The 22558-nt window shown below is 47.2% G+C and carries 12 protein-coding genes, 1 tRNA gene and 1 riboswitch; of the genes, 6 read left to right on the top strand and 7 right to left on the bottom strand.

Annotated features, from left to right (window positions below; all coding sequences use genetic code 11):
- Window positions 1-200 precede the first annotated feature (200 nt).
- Both gcvP and HRE53_RS25760 read right to left on the bottom strand, forming a co-directional pair.
- Window positions 201-3167, bottom strand: coding sequence for an aminomethyl-transferring glycine dehydrogenase (gene gcvP / locus HRE53_RS25765; protein ID WP_235108495.1), 2967 nt, complete (start codon window positions 3165-3167; stop codon window positions 201-203).
- 219 nt (window positions 3168-3386) lie between these two features.
- Window positions 3387-3460: transfer RNA gene (locus HRE53_RS25760), tRNA-Arg, on the bottom strand.
- A 257-nt stretch (window positions 3461-3717) separates the two neighbouring features.
- Here HRE53_RS25760 and HRE53_RS25755 point away from each other — a divergent pair.
- Complete coding sequence (locus HRE53_RS25755) at window positions 3718-4575, top strand: alpha/beta hydrolase (protein WP_235108494.1); 858 nt, start codon at window positions 3718-3720, stop codon at window positions 4573-4575.
- Window positions 4576-4627: 52 nt separating this feature from the next.
- Here the strand turns inward: HRE53_RS25755 and HRE53_RS25750 are convergent, their stop codons facing one another.
- Complete coding sequence (locus HRE53_RS25750) at window positions 4628-5521, bottom strand: aspartoacylase (protein WP_235108493.1); 894 nt, start codon at window positions 5519-5521, stop codon at window positions 4628-4630.
- Between the two features lie 416 nt (window positions 5522-5937).
- Between HRE53_RS25750 and HRE53_RS25745 the strand changes: the two genes are divergently transcribed.
- The 4 genes from HRE53_RS25745 to HRE53_RS25730 all read left to right on the top strand — a co-directional run bounded on the left by HRE53_RS25745 (window position 5938) and on the right by HRE53_RS25730 (window position 9983).
- Window positions 5938-7071, top strand: a complete 1134-nt coding sequence (locus HRE53_RS25745; protein ID WP_235108492.1) for a GGDEF domain-containing protein — start codon at window positions 5938-5940, stop codon at window positions 7069-7071.
- Between the two features lie 418 nt (window positions 7072-7489).
- Entirely contained in the window at window positions 7490-8047 is a 558-nt protein-coding gene (locus tag HRE53_RS25740; protein ID WP_235108491.1) for a type II secretion system protein J, read from the top strand.
- A 38-nt stretch (window positions 8048-8085) separates the two neighbouring features.
- Complete coding sequence (locus tag HRE53_RS25735; RefSeq protein ID WP_255801011.1) at window positions 8086-8931, top strand: Tfp pilus assembly protein FimT/FimU; 846 nt, start codon at window positions 8086-8088, stop codon at window positions 8929-8931.
- Entirely contained in the window at window positions 8928-9983 is a 1056-nt protein-coding gene (locus HRE53_RS25730; RefSeq protein WP_235108490.1) for a PilW family protein, read from the top strand. The genes HRE53_RS25735 and HRE53_RS25730 overlap by 4 nt, the downstream gene beginning before the upstream one ends.
- A 5-nt stretch (window positions 9984-9988) precedes the next feature.
- On the opposite strand, the gene cobW is transcribed toward HRE53_RS25730, so the two are convergent.
- From cobW to HRE53_RS25710, 4 genes are all read right to left on the bottom strand, one after another.
- Window positions 9989-11050 (bottom strand): cobalamin biosynthesis protein CobW, encoded by a 1062-nt coding sequence (gene cobW / locus HRE53_RS25725; protein WP_235108489.1) that lies wholly within the window; start codon window positions 11048-11050, stop codon window positions 9989-9991.
- A 28-nt stretch (window positions 11051-11078) separates the two neighbouring features.
- Window positions 11079-11741: a HupE/UreJ family protein gene (locus HRE53_RS25720; RefSeq protein ID WP_235108488.1), complete on the bottom strand. Its 663-nt coding sequence runs from the start codon at window positions 11739-11741 to the stop codon at window positions 11079-11081.
- An 18-nt stretch (window positions 11742-11759) separates the two neighbouring features.
- Window positions 11760-11901, bottom strand: a riboswitch (cobalamin riboswitch).
- Window positions 11902-12022: 121 nt separating this feature from the next.
- Window positions 12023-16786 carry an ammonium transporter gene (gene amt / locus HRE53_RS25715; RefSeq protein ID WP_235108487.1) on the bottom strand — a complete coding sequence of 1588 codons (4764 nt, stop codon included), beginning with the start codon at window positions 16784-16786 and terminating at the stop codon, window positions 12023-12025.
- Between the two features lie 45 nt (window positions 16787-16831).
- Entirely contained in the window at window positions 16832-19942 is a 3111-nt protein-coding gene (locus HRE53_RS25710) for a hybrid sensor histidine kinase/response regulator (protein WP_235108486.1), read from the bottom strand.
- Between the two features lie 462 nt (window positions 19943-20404).
- Between HRE53_RS25710 and HRE53_RS25705 the strand changes: the two genes are divergently transcribed.
- On the top strand, window positions 20405-22498 hold the full coding sequence (locus tag HRE53_RS25705) for a SpoIIE family protein phosphatase (RefSeq protein ID WP_235108485.1): 2094 nt from the start codon (window positions 20405-20407) through the stop codon (window positions 22496-22498).
- The last annotated feature ends 60 nt before the right edge of the window (window positions 22499-22558 follow it).

Raw genomic sequence — 22558 nt, 5'->3', positions numbered from 1 at the left:
TGAGGTCAGCCATAATTGTGATTAGCGTTAATGGCTAATCACCTTAATAAATTAATAACTGATTCTCATTCCGAAGTCTGTTAAATGGAATACGGTCAGTTCGTATTGAGTGGGTCGATCCTGCCCCTTATTAATCACTTTTTGGGGAATAAGCGATCAATAAGGGGGAAAAGAGCGAATTCAAGGAAGAAGCCCCCCTGTTATTGCTCAGCGTAGTCTGATAGTGGTGCACAGGAGCAGACCAAGTTGCGATCACCATAGGCATTGTTTATCCGACTGACTGCTGGCCAGAATTTAGATTCCCGAGTCCAGGGAGCAGGATAGGCCGCTTTCTCCCGCGAATAAGGTCGATCCCAGCTATCGGAAATCACCACATCGGCAGGATGGGGGGCATTCTTGAGGACGTTGTTTTGAGTATCTGCTTGCCCTGCTTCAATTTCAGCAATCTCAGCCCGAATGGCAATCATCGCTTCGCAGAATCGGTCCAGTTCAGCCTTGGATTCGCTTTCCGTCGGCTCAATCATAATGGTGCCAGGAACCGGCCAAGACACGGTAGGTGCATGATAGCCGTAGTCCATCAACCGCTTGGCAATATCTTCGACTTCAATCCCGGCTGTCTTCTTTACGCCTCTTAAGTCAAGGATGCATTCATGGGCCACTAACCCCGATTTCCCCTTGTAAAGGACTGGGTAATAGGCTTCTAGACGTTTGGCAATATAGTTCGCATTGAGGATCGCCACCTTGGTTGCCCGAGTTAAACCACTGGCACCCATCAAGGCAATATAAACCCAAGAAATCGGCAGAATGCTGGCACTGCCCCAGGGGGCCGCCGCTACAGCACCAATCCCTGCTTCTCCTCCCATCGACACCACTGGATGTTTAGGAATGAACGGAGCGAGGTGGGCTGCCACCCCAATCGGCCCCATGCCTGGACCACCGCCACCGTGGGGGATACAGAACGTCTTATGTAAATTCAAGTGACAGACATCTGCGCCAATATCTCCAGGACGACAGAGCCCCACCTGGGCATTGAGGTTGGCACCATCCATATAGACTTGCCCTCCACACTCATGGATCAGGTCACAAATCTCTTTAATTGTCTCTTCAAAGACGCCGTGGGTAGAGGGGTAAGTCACCATCAGGGCCGATAGATTGTCGCGATGCTGCTCTGCTTTTTGGCGCAGATCGGTCATATCGATATTGCCCAACTCATCGCAGGCTACGACTACCACTTTCATCCCAGCCATCACCGCACTGGCAGGATTGGTGCCGTGGGCAGAGTCTGGAATTAAGCAGATATTGCGATGGGTTTCTCCTCGACTGGCATGATATTGATGAATCACCAATAAGCCCGTATATTCTCCCTGAGATCCAGCATTGGGTTGGAGAGAGATTCCGGCAAACCCGGTTATCTCTGCCAGCATGGCTTCTAACTGTTGGAAGAGTTCTTTGTAGCCCTGGGCTTGTTCCACTGGAACAAACGGATGGAGCTGACCGAATTCAGGCCAGGTCACGGGCACCATTTCTGAAGTGCCGTTGAGCTTCATGGTGCAGGACCCTAGGGGAATCATCGAGGTAGTCAGGGACAAATCCTTAGCCTGCAGTCGATGGGTATAGCGCAGCAGTTCCGACTCTGAATGGTAGATATTGAAAACAGGTTCGGTCAGATATGGACTCGTGCGCTGATGCAGCTCTGGATAGTCGAAGAGGGCTTCAGCCAGTAAATCTTCTAGGGTAAAGCTGAGATCCTCTGAGGTAAATAAGCTGAGGACATCCCATAGATCCTTTGGGGTGGTGGTTTCGTCAAAAGCAATGCTAGCCGTTTCGGCATCTAGATACCGGAGATTGATGGATTGGGATTGCGATCTCACCCGCAATTCCTCCGCCGACAAAGTCCCTAACTTCACCGTCACGGTATCGAAGTATAGCTCTGAAGTCAGCTCATACCCGAGTTTCTTCAACCCAGTCCCTAACAGACTCGTCAATCCATGCACCCGATCCGCGATTTGTTTTAACCCCTGGGGGCCGTGGTAGACCGCATACATCCCAGCCATCACAGCTAATAAAACTTGAGCCGTACAAATATTGCTCGTCGCCTTATCTCTACGGATATGTTGCTCACGAGTTTGCAACGCCAGTCGAAGTGCTGGCTTATCCTGAACATCATGGGAAATCCCCACGATTCGACCGGGAATTTTGCGCTGATAAGCAGCTCGAGTTGCAAAAAACGCAGCATGGGGACCACCATAACCCAGGGGTACGCCAAACCGTTGGCTATTGCCCACGGCAATATCAGCTCCCCATTCTCCGGGTGGAGTCAGCAATAGCAGGCTGAGCAAATCTGTGGCTACGGTGACTAAGGCTCCAGCCTCATGGGCAGCCTCTACAAACTCTCGATAATCATGAATAGTCCCATCTGTCGCAGGATATTGGAGCAGCGTTCCAAAGGTCGAATGCTCAGCAAAATCATATTGCTGGTGATCACCGATAATCACCTCAATTCCTAAGGGCAATGCCCGAGTCTGAATAATGTCAATGGTTTGTGGATGGCATTGCTCTGAAACAAAAAAGGTTTTAGCCGTCTGCTTCTTCTGCAGGTTGTAGCTCATGGCCATTGCTTCGGCTGCAGCGGTTCCTTCATCCAACAGGGAGGCATTCGCAATTTCCAAACCCGTTAAGTCCATCACCATGGTTTGGTAATTGAGCAGAGCCTCTAGCCGACCCTGGGCAATCTCGGCTTGGTAGGGGGTGTATTGGGTATACCAACCGGGATTCTCAAGAATATTCCGCTGAATCACTGGAGGTGTAATACATCCGGCATACCCCATACCAATATAGGACCGAAAAATTTTATTCTTAGCAGCAATCGTGCGTAATTCCTGGATCAGCTCATGTTCTCCCCGCTCTTGCCCTAACTTTAGAGGCTGCTTGAGACGAATTTGAGCAGGCACTGCAGCATCAATCAACGCCTCCAAATCCTCAACATTCATCGTGTCTAGCATGTGACCGATTTCAGATTCGCTGGGGCCGATGTGGCGATAAGCGAAGGTATCAGATGGTTTCAAGAGTGCTGGTTGTTGTAAGGCCAGCGAATCAAATTTGCTGATATCTCCTGAAGAGGATGAAAGTCCAGCAGAAACGGAAGTCGATGTTGGGGATTGGGTCATAATCAGCAAATATGCCTCAAACAATGAGTCAGTGTAGGACAGGCGTATAAGGAGACGAGATGTTTTAAACACCCTACTCGTTAAATAGGGGTGAAAATTCTATAAGTTTAGCAAAGAGATATGTAGAAGGATGATCATCCTGCACTTTTAAGGGGGGCTAAGCAATCTATTAGCCCACTGTGAACAGAGCAGTATCTGCAGATGACGGGAAAATAGGAACGGGACTGGGCGGATTCGAACCGCCGACCTAGCGCTTAGGAGGCGCTTGCTCTATCCAACTGAGCCACAGCCCCAACTAGAAAAAGACCGATAACATTCTAAGGTGTTAACGGCGATTGTAGAAAGGCCACATCATAATAACAAGATGATCTGTTCCTCCGAATCACATCACAATAGAGAATAAAGTGTTGCTGAAGTCGGTGATTGTATGATTGCTCTCTTAAAAGGAGAGTCCAGCAAGGTTAGGGAACAGGAGGCTTCTATGACGCAAAGGATAACCTAGAAAAAATTTGGGTAACGTAAAGAATAGATATGAGATCAAGGGGCAATCATGAACCATCGCACCGGCAGGTTTAAAGGGGTTGGAGGTCTCAGCCTGTTTTACCAAACCTGGCAGCCTCTAGATCAAATCCGAGCTAACCTTGTGATTGTTCATGGGTTAGGAAGCCATTCGAATACATTTAGTACACTTATCGCCCATCTGGTTGAGTGTGGATATGCAGTTTATAGCTACGATCTGCGAGGACATGGGCAATCGGAAGGGATGCGGGGTTATATTAACCACTGGTCAGAACTCAGAGAAGATTTAAGGGGATTTATCCACTTTGTGACAACAGATTCACCTCACTGTCCGACCTTTATATATGGCCACAGTTTGGGGGCAACGATTGCTCTAGATTATGTTGTTCGCCTGCCCTATGGCATTCAAGGGGTTATTTTAAGTGCGTTGCCTATTGGTAAAGTTGGACTTTCTCCCATTAAATTTTTCATTGGCCGGATTTTGTCTTCTATTTGGCCCAGTTTTGCCCTTAGTACGGGGATTGATGTAGCGGCGGGATCTCGTAACCCTGACATTGTTCAGACCCATGCTCAAGATCCACTACGCCATACCCGGGGTAGAGCCCGGATGTCGACAGAATTTTTCTCTACCTTGGATTGGTTAAATGCCCATGTTGAAGAATTAAGAATTCCAGTGCTGATGCTGCATGGTGCTGCTGATCGAACGATTCCGCCGGATTCTAGCCGTCATTACTTTCAAGGCGTTACCTACCCAGATAAGACCTATATTGAATATCCAAATGCTTACCATGATCTTCATCTAGATCTTGGCTATCAGACAGTTCTAGCGGATGTGGAGCATTGGTTAGAGCAACATGTCGCCCACTCTGCCTTATCAGAAAAAGCCTGAATATCGATCAAGTCTCGACTCTTGCCAAGCCCTGGTATTTTGACGATTTAACTTAATCACGCTGAAGTGGAATGTCTTGTTTTTGAGTTAAACACATGGCAATCCCTTTTTCGTAATAGGCCGCTTCATTGATAAAAATTGGCCATACGGTTGAGCAACCTTTATAGAAAAGGGTTTGGTCATCAAACGTTAAGAACATCGGATCGCCTGGATTCAGTGGCTGATAGTCCCTACCCTGAAGTTGAGGATGAACCATGGCTGTCAACTCTCCACCAGGTGTTTTCGGGAAATCGACGACTTCAAGATGCTGAAATAGAGTAAGAGTTTTGGGTAAAAGGGGTGAGGAGTCCTGATTTATCTGCTCTAGATAGTCAAGGGTTTGGTGAATCAACGTTTCGGTCTCCTTGAATAAGGAGGCTAACAGGATGCCTTGCGGAATAGGGCCCACTTCTATGGCAAAGCCCAGTTGACAAAGTGAGCTGACAAAAGCATTTTCTTGATCCCCTTGGGTCCACCGGTAGATCCGTACGTGAGGATTGTGATGGGTCAGATATGCCGCTAGATGCAGATTAAAGGGATGGCCATTGACCAGGATGAGGGTCATCCCCATATTGGCTGTGGTGGAATGTAGATCTAATAGAAAATTTTCAGAATTCCCTTTAGGCCCCAATTGCTGGTGGAGTACTTTAGCCTGTTTCTCTTCGTGCCTACCCAACAGATTGTTTTCTAAATCTGCTTTGATAAAACACCGATTCAAATCAGTTTCAATGTATCGTCGATTTTCGTTACAGGCTTGGGGATTACCAATCAGACAAGTGGTGGAAAGGTTAGGGCGAACGAGTAAAGATGGATCTTGGTTAAATTTCTTGACTAAATACAATCCTATACGCTCATTACCATGGGTTCCCCCGACAATGACAACCTGTCGAATATGCTTGTTACTCAATAGATTGCCTCAAAAGTATTATATTGTTTTGTGGAGGCCATAATTACCAATCTATCCTACAAAAAAATAGAGGAAAGGTAGTTAAGAATGACAAATATAAGTATGAGGTTTCTAAAATAATTAAAAAACTCTGAAGTCGATTGCCAATATCCGCTTCATAATTTTACCAAGTCCTTATGATTCGGGAATAATAAAATAACCCCTTTTGTATTGTTTGCTCCTTATGCGCATTAGGTCTCCTCGCCAGACCTCCCTCCGCCAGCGTTTAAGCATCGGCTTAGGAACTATGTTAGTCCCCTTTTTATTACTTGCAGGAGGGGCCTTGGTATCTTTCGAGGGGGGCAATAGATAGTTTTGAAAAGCAAGAAAATGTTGGGCTAGAAGAATTATTCCCCTTAGCTAGAATAGAGGGATTATTGCTAGACATTTCTGGGGTCATTAATGTAGAAAGTTTTGTCTCTAAAACAGTTTCCGTTACTGAATTCGAAAAGACTGCTGCTGATATTAACTATAATTTCAAAATTATTTTGACCCGGCCTTCACAATTGCCTGAACGAAATGAATCGATATATCGGATTCAGGAAGAGTGGAATCAATTAGAAGAATTAGGCTTAGAAATCGTAGGATCTAGTATTCAGGCCTCTAAAGCTAATAAATCTACAAAAATATCCAAATTTCAGATAAAACTGCAAAAGATACTCCAAAATGTTCAAGAGCTCAATTATCGACTGATCGCGTTTCAAAATACTGAAAATCTTCGACAAGCGCAATTAGTCCGAGAGCGAGTCAGGCTATTAGTCGCAATCATTTTCCTGTTAGCCCTGACCATAGCGGTTATTTGTGCCTATGCTTTATCTCGATCGATCTTAGTTCCTCTTTATCAGTTACAAGAGGGCGTTAAGCATTTAGCCGACGGCAACTTTAAATATCGAATTAAACTCAAAACCCAAGATGAGTTTTCTCGCCTTGCCAATACTTTTAATGCAATGGCAGGGAGTTTGGAGCAAAGTCAAACGGATTTGGAGCGGTTAGCAACCTTAGATGGTCTGACAGAAGTGTATAACCGCCGGGAATTCAACCGCTGGTTATCGGTAGAATTTGAACGGTCTAGGCGCGACGAACATCCCGTTTCTTTAATCATGGTGGACCTCGATCATTTCAAACAATTAAATGATACCTATGGTCATCAGGCCGGGGACGCAGCATTGTGTTGTGTTGCTCAACTCCTTAGAAAAGAGGTACGTCCGGGAGATATTGTTAGTCGCTATGGGGGAGAAGAGTTTGCCATCATATTGCCCCAATCGTCTGCAGAAGATAGTGTGGCTGTTGCCCATCGCATTCGTCGAGAAATTGCGATTCAACCCATTCGTATTTCTTCGGAAGATCGAATTCATCTGACTGCAAGTTTGGGGTTAGCGACTTTTCCGAGTGATGTGAAGTCTGAAGAGTCACTGTTACGAAAAGCCGATCAAGCCTTGTTTCAAGCGAAGAAACTGGGACGAAATCGGGTTTGCCTGGCAACAGAAGTTTTTCGCTCCAGTTCAGGTTAATTGTCTTTGAGTCGCCCAGTGGTCTCCTAATCAGTCTAGTTAAAACTACGGAGTGAATGAGTATGTAAGAGGGTCCCAGGAAGAATGTAATGGTCTTGGATATCGAATATCAGTATTCCTCCGGTCGAAAAAATAGCTGGCCCAACGAATAATGAGATTGAGGAATAAAGATACACCTCTTTCAAAAGAAAGCGGTGGGTGGGCATATAGGTACCTTGGCCAAGGTTATATCTCACTTTCTTAGCCCTTAAGAGGATGCCCATGACAGTGCTAGGAGTGTTGCGTTCAAGTTGCTAGATAACGTGTGATATTGAGCGGATGTTGAGAATAAATCGATTGATGTCACATCGTTTTGTGAGTGCAAGAATGGATCGCTGATGGGGATATGATGATGCGTCAATGTAGGGCAATAAATTTTATGTATCGGTGGTGGGTGCTGCAATGGGGAGTGATACCAACTCGCTCATCTTGCAAAGCCGTCGATGTTGACCGTCGAGATACTGGTTTCACGTTGATAGAAGTATTGGTGGCAATGATTGTTGCTGCTGTTTTTGTCTCTATGACGATGCAAGCCATTGTTACCTCTGCTGCATTTCGCGTTGTGGCTACTCAATATGACGAAGCAGTGAGTTGGATACAAGAAGACCTAGAAATGGTGGTTAATCAAGCGACCCAGTATGAGGTATTAACACAGCCTTATTCTTCTCGATGCTTAGCAACCTTGAGTAGTAATGGTTTAGCTGCAGGGTTTCTAAACGATACTGTAGCGGGCTTAGGGGGGACCTCTGCCACTATTGGCCCGAGAGCTTTAGGTGGAAAATACTATACGCTGACGCGCACGGCCAATTATGCTAGTTCATCGGACCCTTTTCGATTGTTGAATGTGACTTACCAGGTAACGGCCCAGGGGGAAAGCAAACCGATTGCGATAGTCAATACTGAAGTGATACCCCATGCTGTGTTCAAGTGTCCCTAAATCGTTCTGATATCCGCTTTCATCCCTGAGGTTCGTAGATGCTCCCCAACAACTTGAGACTGCCCCCCTGGAGGTTATCTCCGGTATCTGGATTTACCTTGATAGAAAAGATGGTGATTGTGGCCATCTTGGGTATCGTTGCTAGCATTTCTGCGCCAGGGGTTTGGGGAATGCTGAATCGAGCCAGACTGAAGCAAACCGTTGCTGAAGTTCGGACTGCTCTTAACGAAACCCAACGGGAAGCGATCCGTGGGAACAAAGTTTGTACAGTGACTCTAAATTTTGTAGATGGGAAGGTCACGGGGTCTTGTTTAAAGACGGGGGATCGCAACTTAGCATCTGAAATTTCCATCGCTACGAATTTAACCAATGATGGTTCGAGTCCCCTGACGAGTCAAAAGGGCAGGGTTATTGCTGATAGCCAGATAGTGCAGGGGGTGAGTAATGGTGTTTCCCCTTCTTTGATTGCTTTGTCAGATTTAGCGGAACAAGCCGAGCGAGCCTCTAATGCGGGCATGGTTGTGCAAGTTATTTCACCTTGTCAGCCCTTAAATTCTGGGAAGTGTATGCAAGTTGCTGGTGATTTTGTCGGTGATGAAGATTCACCAGGGACATCTAAGTCAGGGGTTTCCTATGATATTCCCATTCGGTTTGGTGTTCTAGGTAACCCCGACTTCTCGATTGTTAGCAACGGGAATAGCCCGACTGACCCTAGCGGCAAGATTGTGTTCTTTTTTCCTGATGATGCCCAAGGAACGAAGCGTTGTATCGCCATTTCGAATACCTTGGGACTGACCCGAGTAGGGACCTATACCGGTGAAATGACGCCGTTAGCAATTACGACGACTGGACGTTGCATTGCAGAGAAATGGGACCAGCAATGAAGCATTTCCAACACTGGCGAATAGGGCTGTTGGTGCAGCAGACTCCCCTGCAGGATCATCCTCGATTACATGAACAGGGAGTAACCCTGGTAGAACTTCTTGCTGCCACCATCATTACTGGGTTAGTGACCAGCGTGATTGGGTTTGGGGTCGTCACTGCATCCCAAGCCAACAAAAAAACGGAATCTATTGCGGCTCGACGCCATGACTTAAGTAGAGCCTTTGATTTCATTAGTAATGAGATCAGAATGGCAAATCGCATCAATCACACAAACAATGTAGTGGCCTCAAATTCCTCGACTTTGGCAAATGTGGTCACGGATGCAGGATTAGACCTAGCCGATCTGGGGGCCTATGGCACGTTGGTCCTCTATTTGGAAATTCCGATTAATTCGTCAATCCCTCAAGTTTGCCCAGCAGATGGGCCAAATGCTGGATCTTCGCCTCCCCAGCCCGCAAACTATGATCGGGTGGTTTACGATGTGCGAGCTAGTGGACAAGATTGGCTACCCCCAAACTCAATTTTTCGATATGGTCGGATCCCAGAATTGGATGGCAGCATTAATCCCTGTAGTGACCCTATTTCTAGCGATACTTTGGTAGATGCGATCGCAACTGCGAATGATGAGTCTCCCCCTTGCCTAGCACCGGGTGTGTTGGTGGGAGCCATGGGGTTTCAAGCCTGTGTGAAGGGAACACAAGTGGACTTGTTGATGCGCAGCAATATATCGGATGTGGAAATCCACCGTTTGAGTAGTACCGCTACCTCTCGATTGGGTAATATGCAGACGGTCCCAGTCCTGACGGGGACGAGGCCATCAGGTACCGATACGGTTGATTTGTCTTGGACATGGTCTGGTCAAACGGCGCTGACAACCTATGGGGTCCAGCAAGTGGTCGTCACCAATGAGTCGCAAGTTTATAGTGGGAGCAATTCCTCGACCTCAGTTGCTTTGTCTGGCAATAGTGGCGAGCAGCATTGCTACTCTGTGATAGCCACAACTGGGGCCTTGACGAGCCCAGAAAGTAATACGGTGTGTCTCACGAAGTAATGGTCCTACGGTTGAAGAGAAAGTTTTGCAGTGGGTTGGAGAAGGGCATTCTCTATTTCGGATTGTTGAAGATTCTCACCGATAAATACCAACTTTGTTTGGCGAGCTTCTTGAGGTTGCCAAAGACGATCATAAAAAGAATCAAAGCGTTGCCCCACACCATGAATGACGAGGCGCATCGGTTTTTGGGGAACGGCCACAAATCCCTTTATCCGAAAGATCTCATGGGTTTGAACTAATGCTTGCAGTTGGGTCAATAGCTCTTTCGGGTCAAATTCTTGGTCGACTATCACTTGGATGGCATTGATATCATCATCATGATCATGTTCCTCTTCATGATCGTGGTGACTGGGACGAGATTCTAGGTGATCTTCAACCGCCGCATTAAAGCCTAATAATAGGTCGGGGCTGACTTGTCCTGCATGACAAGGTAAAACTTTGACACCGCTGGGAAGTTCTTTACGCAACCAGTGTTGGACTCGTTCTTGATCCTTTTGTTCGACACAATCTCCCTTGGTCAGTAAAACGAGGTCTGCACAGGCCAATTGATCTTCAAAAAGCTCTTCGATGGGGGTTTCGTGATCGAGGCTGTCATCGGCTTGGCGCTGAGACTCAAGAGCGTCTAGATCGCCCACGAGGGTACCGGATGCGATCGCATCACAATCCACTACAGTAATCACCCCGTCTACCGTCGCCCCCGTGCGGATTTCGGGCCAGCGAAAGGCTTGGATAAGGGGTTTAGGCAAGGCCAAACCCGACGTCTCGATCACGATGCAGTCAATTTGATCTCGCCGTTGCAAAAGGGTTTGCATGGTTGGTAAAAACTCTTCCTGAACCGTGCAGCACAGACAACCGTTGGTGAGTTCGAGGATATTGCTGTCCACCTCTTCTTCTTCGTCACAAACCTGACAGGAACGCAATAGATCGCCATCAATACCGACTTCGCCGAATTCATTGACCATGACGGCAATCCGTCGACCTTGATTGTTTTGTAGTAAATTGCGAATTAACGTCGTTTTGCCGGCACCTAGAAATCCGGTGACCACCGTTACGGGAATTTTATGCATGGTATTAAAGATCTCTAAATAACTGAACCTAGCCCAGAAGGACGGTGCTTAAAAAAGCGAGTCCCATCCCTGCGATCGCAAAGCCAGCAAATCTTAATGGCAGGGTAGACTGTTCTGAAGAAGCAGAATTGAGAGCACGTCCACAGCGGTAGGCTAGGGCTGCAATCACCAGTTGAATGACTGAAAAACCAACTAAGTAGGACACCAAAGGCGTCATTTCGGCACCGACAATCGCCTCACCATATGCATAGCCATGAAATAGACCCGCAAAACCAGCCAATCCGGAAGCTAACCAAGGGTGGGGACTTTGTTTAAGAGCCAGCAGGCCACCCATTAAGAAGACCGATGCAGAAATAAAGAATTCAGGAGCGGGTAGGTCCCAACTTTGTAGATGAATTCCCGCTCCCAATAATGCGGTGGTCACAAAGGCAAGGGGAGCCCAAAGTCCTTGACGCAAAATAGCGGCCATTAAGCCAATGGCAATGACAAATACAAGGTGGTCTATACCAACGACTGGGTGACCTAGGCCCGATAAAAAGCCTTCAAGAATATTGGAAGGTGTTTGTCCGCCAAAGGGATGGTGGGCTTGAGCCTCTAGACTGGAACTAAAAACCCCTAAGCTTGCCAGTAAGCTGATGCTGGGGATAAAAAATACTGGTCTTAGGTTTGATCGATTAATCTGTCCTGTCACTCTCTGTGCCTCGCAGAAGTGTTTACCGTATATCTCGGCGGGCGTTCTGACTTACAGAGATGCTCTGCTTACAGCTGCGGGACAGTGTTGGAATTTCACCAAGCTTTCCCCATTACTTTAGTGGCTGCTCCCCACTAAAACCGATGAGGATATCAGCGTATCATGTCTGCTTCAACCTACGGTGATGACTTTATAAACATAAAGCTATTCGTCTTTGAGACGAATAGCTTGAGAGATATGGCTGGAGAAGCGGTTAGAATTTCCAGATAAGAGGGTTGCCATCAGTTGGGGGCTGCATAAGCCACCTGGGGTTGTTTGGCCTGAGCATAATACCGTTCAAAGGCAGTTTGTAACTCATCTACACGAATGGGTTTACTGACATAGTCATGCATTCCTGCTGCCATACACATTTCCCGATCCCCCTGCATAGCATTGGCAGTCAACGCAATAATATAGGGCCGTTCCTCTTCCTTCCACTGTTCTTTAATGCAGCTGGCTGCTGTCAGGCCATCCATTTCGGGCATTTGAACATCCATTAACACGACATCGTAGGACTGGCGATGAAGAGCTTCTAAGACTTCTTCGCCATTGTTGGCTACATCTGCCCGGTAACCCATTTGTTTCAGGATCAGTAGAGCCACTTTTTGATTGACGACAATATCTTCTGCCAACAATATTTGGAGGGACTGATCACTCTGTACTTCCAAATTCACAGGACAAGCTAAAGTGGGTTTAACTTTGATCCGCTGACCTTCAAAGATTTCTGCTAAGGCATCGTATAAGTAGGATTGCTGGATTGGTTTGTTGAGAATGGCAGAAAACTGAATTTCTTGCTTATGTTTAATGATTTCGTCTTGTCCCAAGGAACTGAGCATGACGAGGGGGAGTTGTTTTCCCTGATCGAGTTGTCGAATATGCTTTGCTAATTCGACCCCATCCATTTCGGGCATTTGCATATCCAAGATCGCCAGATCAAACTGGGAGTCACTGTTCAGGAGTGCCAGGGCTTCAGCACCACCGCTAACAGCTTGGATTCCCATGCCCCAGGTTTGGGCTTGTAGGGTCAAAATTCTGCGATTAGTGGGATTGTCGTCCACCACAAGTAGCTGCTTGCCATCGAGTATTTGTTGAGATTGATCGAGGGTATTGTCTCCCTCAGGGGCAACAGGTAGCGCAATAGTAAAGAAAAAGCTAGACCCAACACCAGCTTTGCTCTCGACCCAGATCCGGCCACCCATCATGTGGGAGAGAGATTTACAAATGGCTAATCCGAGTCCTGTACCCCCATATTTTTTGGTAGTTGAAGCATCCACCTGGCTAAAGGATTTGAACAGACGGTTCATCCGATCTTCCGGAATACCAATGCCGGTATCTCTGACTTCGAATTGGATCAAACGACGTTGATTTTGAATATCGGTAATATTTTTCCGTTGGGGTGACGTCTCTTTCGGGTCGGTTTCAGTATCAGTGATGTCCTGAACATAAATCACTACTTCACCCTGCTCCGTAAATTTAACGCCATTGGTGAGTAAATTTACCAAGATTTGGCGTAGCCGGGTAACATCGCCCACGATGTGGTTGGGGGTAGTGGGATCGAATAAATAGGCAAGTTCGAGCTGTTTATCAATGGCTCTGGGGGCCACTAGACGCAGGGATTCTTCAATACAGGCCCGTAGACTAAAGGGCTGTTCTTCAAATTCTAGTTTTCCAGCTTCAATTTTGGAGAAATCTAGGATGTCGTTGATCAGGGTTAACAGGGCATCTCCACTGCTGCGAATGGTTTCAACGAAGTCCCGTTGTTGATTATCTAAGGTTGTATTCAGCAACAGACCCGTCATGCCAATGACCGCGTTCATCGGGGTGCGAATTTCATGACTCATGGTGGCCAAAAATTCGCTTTTGGCGACGTTGGCAGCATCGGCCTCTGTCCGGGCTTGTTTCAATGCTGAATTGTTCTGAGTCAATTTTTGGCGCTGTTGTTGTTCCTGCTCCAGGAGATGACCATGGGCTAGGGCAATACCAACTTGTCCGGCAACGGCTTCTATGAGTTCAATTTCGGCTTGGGTCCAGTCCCGGTTGCGATCGCATTGTTGTAGCACAATCACTCCATTCGCTTTGCGCTGATAGGAGGTGCGAATTGCCAACATGGATTTAACTTGGCCTTGCACAAAAATGTCCGCAACGGTTTGCAGAAGAGGATCGCTGAGTATATTAGCAGAGGCAACCGCGCGATCATGCCGTAGAACTTTGCGGGCATGGGGATTGTTTTCCAGCAAAATGTCGGTCCCCAGCATGGAGGGGGACTCTCCCGTTAGGTATTCTGCAACGATGGGTAAATGGGGTTTGGGTTGCGTGACGTAGGTATGAAGATGACATCGACTGACTTGAAAGGCTTTGCCAAGTTCTTGAACAGTGGCCTTGAAGATTTGTTGGCGGTCTATATTTTTACGGATCTTACGGGTAATTTCTTCTACCAGTTCAGCCCGACGCATTTGTTGCTTTAGGGCTTCAGTGGCTGCTTTGTTTTCTGTAATATCACGAATAGATCCGGCCATGCGGATGGGTTTGCCTTCAATATCCCAGATGGCTTGACCACGACCGGACACCCACAGGTAATAGCCTGCTTTTGTCCGCAGACGATACTCTACTTCGTAAGGAACTAAGTGTTCTAAATGATGCTTGAGAGCCAGAGAGACCTGCTCTTGATCCTCTAGACAAATATGGGCTTTCCAGGTGTCTAAGGTGCAGTCTAACTCATCGGTTTCATAGCCCAACAGTTGACCAAATCGGGGGGCAAGATAAAAGGCTTTGTTAACGATATTCCAATCCCAAAGGACATCTCCTGACCCCTGAACAGCTAATTGAAACCGTTCCTTGCTTTCCTTTAAAGCCGCATCAGTTTGTTGGCGCTCAAAAATTTCTTGTTGCAGCTGGGTGCGCTGGGATTGCTCTTGTTCCAACAGTTGGGCTTGGGCCAGGGCAATGCCGATTTGGTCAGCAACTGCTTCTAATAAGTCGATTTCGGCAGCGGGCCAAGCTCGAAAACAGTCCTCATGGGCATCGGGTTGGGACAGATACGCTTGGCGAGACAATCTGCGATCGCAATGTTGTAGGATAATCGCGCCATTGGGTTTGCCTTGATAGGACGTGCGTACCGCTAACATCGACTTCAAGGTAACCGGCTGAGGATCTGAAATCAGGGCTTCCAGCAATCGATCGGTATAGATATTCGGAGTTACGACAGCTTTATCCTGAGCGAGGACCTGTTGGGCATGGGGATTATCCACCACAGGCATCTCAATGCCGAGAAGTGAATTAGTACCAGGAGCTGTATATTCTGCCACAACAGGAATAGAGGCCTCTCCATCTTCCGTATAGCTATGTAAGTGGCAACGACTGACTTGAAAAACCTGACCAATTTGATCCGCTGCAGCCTGAAAAATTCTTTGGGTATCTAGGTTTTGACGAATAGCCTGGGTGATTTTCTCCAAAAGCTGTGCTCGCTTAACCTGCTGAGCCAGGGCAATTTCTGCTTCTTGCCGCTCTTCAATTTCTTGTCTCAGCTTTTGAGTTTTGGCTTCGACCTCGGCTTCCAGGGTTCGCGAGTAATCTGCTTTCAAGTGAGCAAGCTGCTGCAGTTCTTGATTAGTTTCAACGAGTTTCGCTGTTCGAGCTTCCACTTGTTGCTCTAGGGTGGTTTTCGTATCCAACAATTCGTGATTAGACTTTTCTAACGCATCAATCACTTGGTTATAGCGGTTAGCAATGCGACCGACCTCTGTAAAGGGTTCAACAGGAGCCCGCAAGCTGAAGTCGAGGTCTTCTGCCTGTTGATCCATTACCTGGAACAAATCAAGGACTTCAGATTTGGCATGATGCTCGGCAAAGTTAAGCCCCATCTGTTCATCTTTTGCCAATACCCGCAAGCGCATCAGTCGATCCACCCCTTTTAACAAAAGCCAACTCAAACCGAAGGTCCAAACCCCACATGCGGCTATCCCCAAAAGCTGAACGCCGATTTGGCTACCGCGATTGAGGCCGGTCTCTAGTAAATCTGGGCGACCGTATAGCCCGACCGCTAAGGTGCCCCAAATTCCGCCTCCCAAATGAACCGGTACGGCATCAACTGCATCGTCAATTTGTAGCTGAGTCATCCAATGTTTGACCACCATCATGACGGCTCCACCGATGGCACCGATGATGATAGCTAGGGGTGGGTTGATGACATGGCAACTGGCGGTCACCGACACTAGTCCTGCCAGGGAACCATTAATCATTAACTCAATCTTGGGAATCTTCGTCCGCCACCATCCTAGAGCACCTGCAGTCAGGGTCCCAGCAGCACCGCCGAGCACTGTATTCAGTAAGATGATCGGAACGCGGTCACTGAATTCTAGACCACTCCCGCCATTAAAGCCTAGCCATCCCATCCATAGCAGTAAAGCACCCAAAACGGATAACGGTAAGCTTGACCCCAAAATCTCCTTTGGGGCATCTGTCTTGGAAAATCTCCCTTGTCTAGGCCCAATAATTAAAATAGCTGCTAGGGCAACCCATCCCCCCACACTATGGACGACCGTTGATCCGGCAAAATCAACAAATCCCATCCGTCCTAACCAGCCCTCCACTTGTCCAGCTTCGATACCGTTCCAGACCCAATGCCCAAAGATGGGGTAGATCACACTGGCCATAAAGGCAGTGATCACCAGATAGCCCCCAAACTTAGTGCGCTCCGCCACAGCTCCTGAAACGATGGTGGCTGCAGTGCTGCAAAACATAGTTTGAAAGACAATAAACGCTGCTAGAGCTGCGTCTGTTTCAGGGGAAGCTAGAAATTGATCCGTGCCGATAACAGTGTTGATGGATGCTCCAAACATCAAGCCATAGCCCAAAAACCAGAAGATAAGGGTGGATAGGCTAAAGTCTGCAAAATTTTTAATGGCAACGTTGATATTATTTTTGGAACGCGTAAGTCCAGACTCCAGGCACATAAACCCGGGTTGCATCACAAAGACTAGTGCTGAACAGACAAGTAGCCATAACATAAGCGTTACCTAGTTAAAACTGGGGTTCCCCCTAGCAGGACATTCCTAAACACTGCAGGCAGCCATTTCCGCTTCAAAAGCAATGCGAACGGTCTCGTAGGCTTGAGAAATCTGAGAGACAACGTCTGCCGATCCTGCCGTCGTACCTGAACGCCCGAGGGCTTCTGCCTCGGAACAGAAGCTCGCCAGTTGTTTAGCACCAAGGTTGGCACTGGCTGATTTCAGGGCATGAGCTGCATCACTTAACCCATCTGGATCGGCGTCTTTGACGGCCTGATGCATTTTTTCGACTCGCCCCGGTGCATCTTCCAGATAGGTGTTTAACAAATCAGCAATGAGTAAAGACGCATGTTCCCCAGCTAGCTGGCGGAAACTATCCAATGCTGCGGGGTCAATAATGCTCGGATCCATTGAGGTTTCGGCCATCGTTGGTTGTTCCATGATTACGGTTGTTTCTTGAGACGCAAGAGTAGCTTGTATCTCGGGGAGAGGGGGAATGGAGGTGCTTTGAGGAAACGGTACTGACAGATTCTCTTCTAATTGGGGAATCTGTTCAGTCGCCTGGACCTGCTGGGTTGCTGTACTCCCCACTAAAACGGCAACAGGTTGAGAGCTTTCCGGTGCCATGGGCAAGTCTGGTGGAGTCGGTTCATTGAGGCTGACGGGCTGCAATGGTGCCACAGGAATAGGAGGAGGTGTTTCCTCAGGCTCCTCCATCGGTTGGCACCGACTGAGGACATCCCTTAACTCGTTGACGCGGACGGGTTTGGTGATATAAGCATCCATACCCGCATCCAGACACATTTCTCGATCGCCCTGCATGGCATTGGCGGTCATGGCGATGATGTGAGGACGATCTTCAGGGGACCAGCGTTGGCAAACTTCTCGGGTTGCGGTGAGACCATCCATCTCTGGCATTTGCACATCCATGAGAACAACATCATAGGATTGCCGCTCTAAGGCTTCAATGACTTCTAGACCGTTGTTGGCAACGTCAGCTCGATAGCCCAATTGTTTTAAAATCAACAGGGCCACTTTTTGGTTGACCACCATATCTTCTGCTAAGAGGATGCGCAAGGGATGTTGATCGCCTAGATTGGTGGGTTTTTCTTGAACGTCTGAGGTCTGCTCAACTTTAATCAGAGGGTTGTCTAGCACTTGGGAAAGAACGCTTTGAAGTTGAGCCTGCTGAACAGGCTTGTTTAAAATGGCCGAAAAATTAATGTCGCCAGCCCGGGCTCGGATGTCATCTTGTCCTAAAGAACTTAAGACCACCAGGGGTAATGTTTTACCGTTGGGCTCTTCCCGGATTTTCTGTGCCAAGGTCACCCCGTCCATCTCCGGCATTTGCATATCAAGGACGGCGAGGTCAAAATTTACACCTCGTTGCAGCCACTCTAAGGCTTTAATGCCGGACTTAACCGCACAAGTTAACATTCCCCAAGATTGCGCCTGTAGGGATAAGATCTCCCGATTGGTGGCATTATCATCCACAATCAAGAGCTGTTTGCCCGCTAACTGAATATCTGAGACTGCTTTGGGGCTGACATAGTTCGGAATCTCGGAGGCAGCAATGTTAAAGGAAAAGGTGGACCCGAGACTCACCTCGCTAGTGACCCATATTTTGCCCCCCATCAGTTCGCTGAGCTGCTTACTAATGGCTAAACCAAGGCCAGTCCCCCCAAACTTACGGGTTGTAGAAGCATCAACCTGGGAAAAAGATTTGAATAAATGCTCTAACTTGTCCGGGGGAATACCAATTCCCGTGTCTTTGACATCAAATTGGATTTCATAGGGGGTGGCTTCGGCGATCACTTCCAGGTCTGTATCAGGCCCCATATCTATAGTCTCAATGGGTTTTGAAGACACATAAACGACGACTTCCCCTTCGCCTGTAAACTTAATCGCATTGTTGAGCAGGTTGACTAAAACCTGACGTAGGCGAGTAATATCCCCCAGAATGGCGGTTGGCGTGGGTGGATTAATCAGATAAGCCAGCTCCAGATTTTTACCAGAGGCTTTCGATGCAACGATCAGCAAGGCTTCTTCAATACAGGTCCTGATTTCAAAGGGTTGCTGTTCAAGATCCAGCTTCCCTGCCTCAATTTTGGAGAAATCTAAAATATCGTTGATCAGGGTCAGTAAGGCATCCCCACTACTGCGGATGGTTTCGACAAAATCTTGTTGTTGTGTCTCTAAGGGCGTATTTAAGAGTAAACCAGTCATGCCAATGACTGCATTCATGGGGGTGCGAATTTCATGGCTCATATTGGCCAGAAATTGACTTTTGGCCTGATTGGCTGTCTCTGCTTCATGTTTAGCGGATTGGAGCTCAGAAACCATCTCCTCTAACTCCTGCTGCCGAGTCTCCAACAGGGAAATCATGCTGTCTTTGAGCTGGCCAATATTGAGAGCGGCCCGTTGGAGAACAACATTGAAGGTATCGATGACCTCAGCTAATTCATGGTTGCGATCGCATTCCAGAGAACTCAATTCCACCTGGCTAGGATCGCCAGACATGGCAACTTCAACTTTCCGTAACTCATCTAACAGCTGGTTGAGGGGACTGATAACCGTACGGCTCACAGCCTGTAGGGTAATAATCGTAAACGTAATCCAAATGAGCAGAATGAATCCGGCTAACTGTAGAGAGCTCGTTAGGGCTGCTGCCTGAATCTCTGTCCCGTCCAGCCTTAAAGATAATCGATAACCGGTATTCTCTTGCTGTGGCCAAGTAATATCGTAAGTCGATGACGAGTTGTTCCAAACCCTGGTTATGTCAGGATTAGAAAAATCTGGCAATGTAGGGGAAGTCCCAAACGTGACCCGTTTACTCCCATTTTGGTAGAGGGTGCCACCCATGACGTTTGACCCCTGCATGAGGGTCTCAGCCATATCAACTAGCTGGTCTGGAGAGGACTTCGTGTTAGCGAAACTGGCCAAAGGGGTGATTGCGGTTAAACTTTGAGCTTCCAGTTGGCCTAGTTTGGCTTCTCTAATCCTGAAATAGGCCGGTACTAAAATGACAGCCTCGGCAATGAGGCAGCTTCCTAACCCCATAATGCCAATCTGACGACTCAGGGGAGAACGAAGGGGAGCTAAACATTGTTTCAGACCATCAATCAGGCTAAACTTTGATGGATTCAGCGGCTGCATTTTTTTTCGCTTGATAGATGTTAGTTGAGTATTAAAAAAATATTCTTTTTTTTAATAGTTATTTGATGTAAATGTTTACTGAGAAGGAAGTTGATTTCTAGAAAGACTTTCTTTGGCAAGAGAAAGCTTCTCCATTGCTGCATCATTAGCATGCCCTTATCGCTCCTAGACCGAACAATTTAGGCAGGGGTATCAGCCTTTACACTAAATCTAGCTAGTGCTTTGTCCGCTATCTTAGTCTTGCAAATTGAAGAGGAAAAAAATGCTGATTATGGTAGTTTTATCGATCCTGCTGGAGATGTAATGTTTTGAATGACAGGTGGGCTTACTAGGAGATAAATATTTGAATAGTTAGTCGCTAATTTAGCTCCAGAAAATCTGGCAAAATAGTACCAAAAGCCATGATTTACTCCGAAAAATTGTTCTTCCCCATTCTCTAGTTTTGGTGAGATGAGTCAGACCTTGGAAAAACGTACCCCGCTTATTTTAGTTGTCGATGACGATCGATCAACTCGAATTATTCTTCGCCTGATTTTGGAGCAAGACGGGTGTGAGGTAGTCGATGTTGAAAATGGTCAGCAGTGCCTGAATGCTTATCTCGCCCGCAAGCCTGATATGGTTCTGTTGGATGCCAAAATGCCAGTTATGGATGGATTTACCTGCTGTGCCGAATTGCAGAAGCTGCCCTTAGGTGCATCCACCCCTATTCTGATGATTGCAGGTTTAGATGACCAAGCCTCAGTTGACAAAGCGTTTGCAGCGGGAGCGATGGATTATGTGACAAAACCCATCCATCCCCCTATTCTGCGACGCCGATTGCGTCATTTATTAGAAGCAAGTTGGGCTGAGCAAGTTGTTCGGGATAGTGAAGCTCGCTATCGATCGGTGGTTGATCACTTAAAAGAGGTGATTTTCCAAATCAACCAAGAAGGGAATTTAGCATTTCTCAATCCAGTGTGGTCAGAATTAACGGGCTTTGTACGTGAAGAGGCCATCAACCATAGTTTGGCTGAATATGTCCATCCAGGTGATCGGCACCAGTTCAATCAGTACATTAATCAACTTTTTCACAGACAACAATCGGAATGTCGTTTTGATGTTCGATTTCTCCGCAAAGCGGGTAGCTTTGGCTGGATGGAAGTCTATGCTTGCGCTATTCCTGGGCCAGATGGCAAAATCGTCGGAATTTCTGGTTCCCTTGCAGACATAACAGAACGTAAATATCAAGATCAACGCTTGTCCGTTGAGCGAGCCACCACTCGAGTTTTGGCCGAAGTGGCAACCTTAAGCGAGGCTGTCCCCAATCTATTGCAAGCGATTAGCAAAAGTTTGGGATGGGAATATGGTGAGCTGTGGTTGATGGATGAGACTAACAACACCTTGAAATGTGTGGAAAGTTGGTTTGAACTAGAAGAAAAGATGGGCTCGTTTCAGGTGGCATCTAGCTCTGCTAATTTTGCCCTGGCCTCAGGCCTGATTCAACGCATCTGGACCCATGATGGTCCCCTATGGTTAACCGATAATGCCATTCATGATATTCATGCTAATTCGTTTCCCCAGGCAGGTATGCAAACCGCCTTTAGCTTTCCCATCCTAGAAGGCTATAACCGTTTGGGGGTGATGGTGTTTAGCAAGCGTGAACATCAAGCGATGGATGCTAGCCTATTAAAAATTATGGGGTCTATTGGCACTCAGCTTGGCGAGTTTATTATGCGTAAACGAGCGGAGGAAGAGGTCCAACATCAGCATGCGAAATTGCAGTCTGAGCTGGACCAGGCCGCTGGCTATGTCCAATCCTTAATTCCTCCACCCATGACAGGGCCCGTTTCGATTCAGCATCAATTCATCCCATCCAATCAATTGGGGGGAGATGTCTTTGATTACTATTGGCTAGACTCGGATCATCTCGCCATTTACTTACTAGATGTAGCGGGCCATGGTATCCGTTCCACATTACTCTCTGTTTCTGTGCTTAACGTGGTGCGATCGCAATCCTTGTTGGATACAGATTTCTATCAGCCCAGCTCTGTTCTAGATGGCCTCAATGAAGTCTTTCAAATGAATGAACAAGGGGATGACTACTTCACAATTTGGTATGGAGTATACAACTGTAAGACCCAAAAACTGAAGTATGCCAGTGGTGGTCATCCGGCGGTACTATTGGCTTCTGCCCAGATGCCGATTCAGCCTTTAGAGGTTCGTAGTATTCCCATTGGTATGATGTCAGGGTTTCCCTACGATCAGTTTGAATGCGATATCCAAGCGGGTAGTGCCATCTACCTATTCAGTGATGGCGTCTACGAAATTATGCAACCCAATGGCGAAGTATGGACCTTTGAAGGATTTATGACCGTTGTCTCAGAATACCAACGTCGGCAGTTTGACTCCCTCGATCCGCTTTTTCAGCAGATTCAACATATTGCTGGCAACAAGAGCTTTGAAGACGACTACTCCCTGATGAAAATCTCCTTTGACTCAGTTCAGCCCAAGCAAACCCTGCCACCAATGTCTTATGCAGCCCAGTCTGCTACACCGATGATTGCCAATCCCTACTAAAAAAATTCAGGAACACTTGATATTTTATAGAATTGGGTTAACAGAAATCTGTTTTTTTAG

Origin of the sequence: Acaryochloris sp. 'Moss Beach', from assembly GCF_021497025.1 — a bacterium.
In the GTDB taxonomy this organism is placed as follows: domain Bacteria; phylum Cyanobacteriota; class Cyanobacteriia; order Thermosynechococcales; family Thermosynechococcaceae; genus Acaryochloris; species Acaryochloris marina_A.
Note: the sequence above shows the minus strand (reverse complement) of the source record. Positions and strands in the feature narration are given on the sequence as shown.

Coding starts and splice junctions, on each gene's coding strand:
- gcvP (WP_235108495.1), bottom strand. CDS start 3,167: ATGACCCAATCCCCAACATCGACTTCCGTTTCTGCTGGACTTTCATCC.
- HRE53_RS25755 (WP_235108494.1), top strand. CDS start 3,718: ATGAACCATCGCACCGGCAGGTTTAAAGGGGTTGGAGGTCTCAGCCTG.
- HRE53_RS25740 (WP_235108491.1), top strand. CDS start 7,490: ATGTATCGGTGGTGGGTGCTGCAATGGGGAGTGATACCAACTCGCTCA.
- HRE53_RS25735 (WP_255801011.1), top strand. CDS start 8,086: ATGCTCCCCAACAACTTGAGACTGCCCCCCTGGAGGTTATCTCCGGTA.
- HRE53_RS25730 (WP_235108490.1), top strand. CDS start 8,928: ATGAAGCATTTCCAACACTGGCGAATAGGGCTGTTGGTGCAGCAGACT.
- cobW (WP_235108489.1), bottom strand. CDS start 11,050: ATGCATAAAATTCCCGTAACGGTGGTCACCGGATTTCTAGGTGCCGGC.
- amt (WP_235108487.1), bottom strand. CDS start 16,786: ATGTTATGGCTACTTGTCTGTTCAGCACTAGTCTTTGTGATGCAACCC.
- HRE53_RS25710 (WP_235108486.1), bottom strand. CDS start 19,942: ATGCAGCCGCTGAATCCATCAAAGTTTAGCCTGATTGATGGTCTGAAA.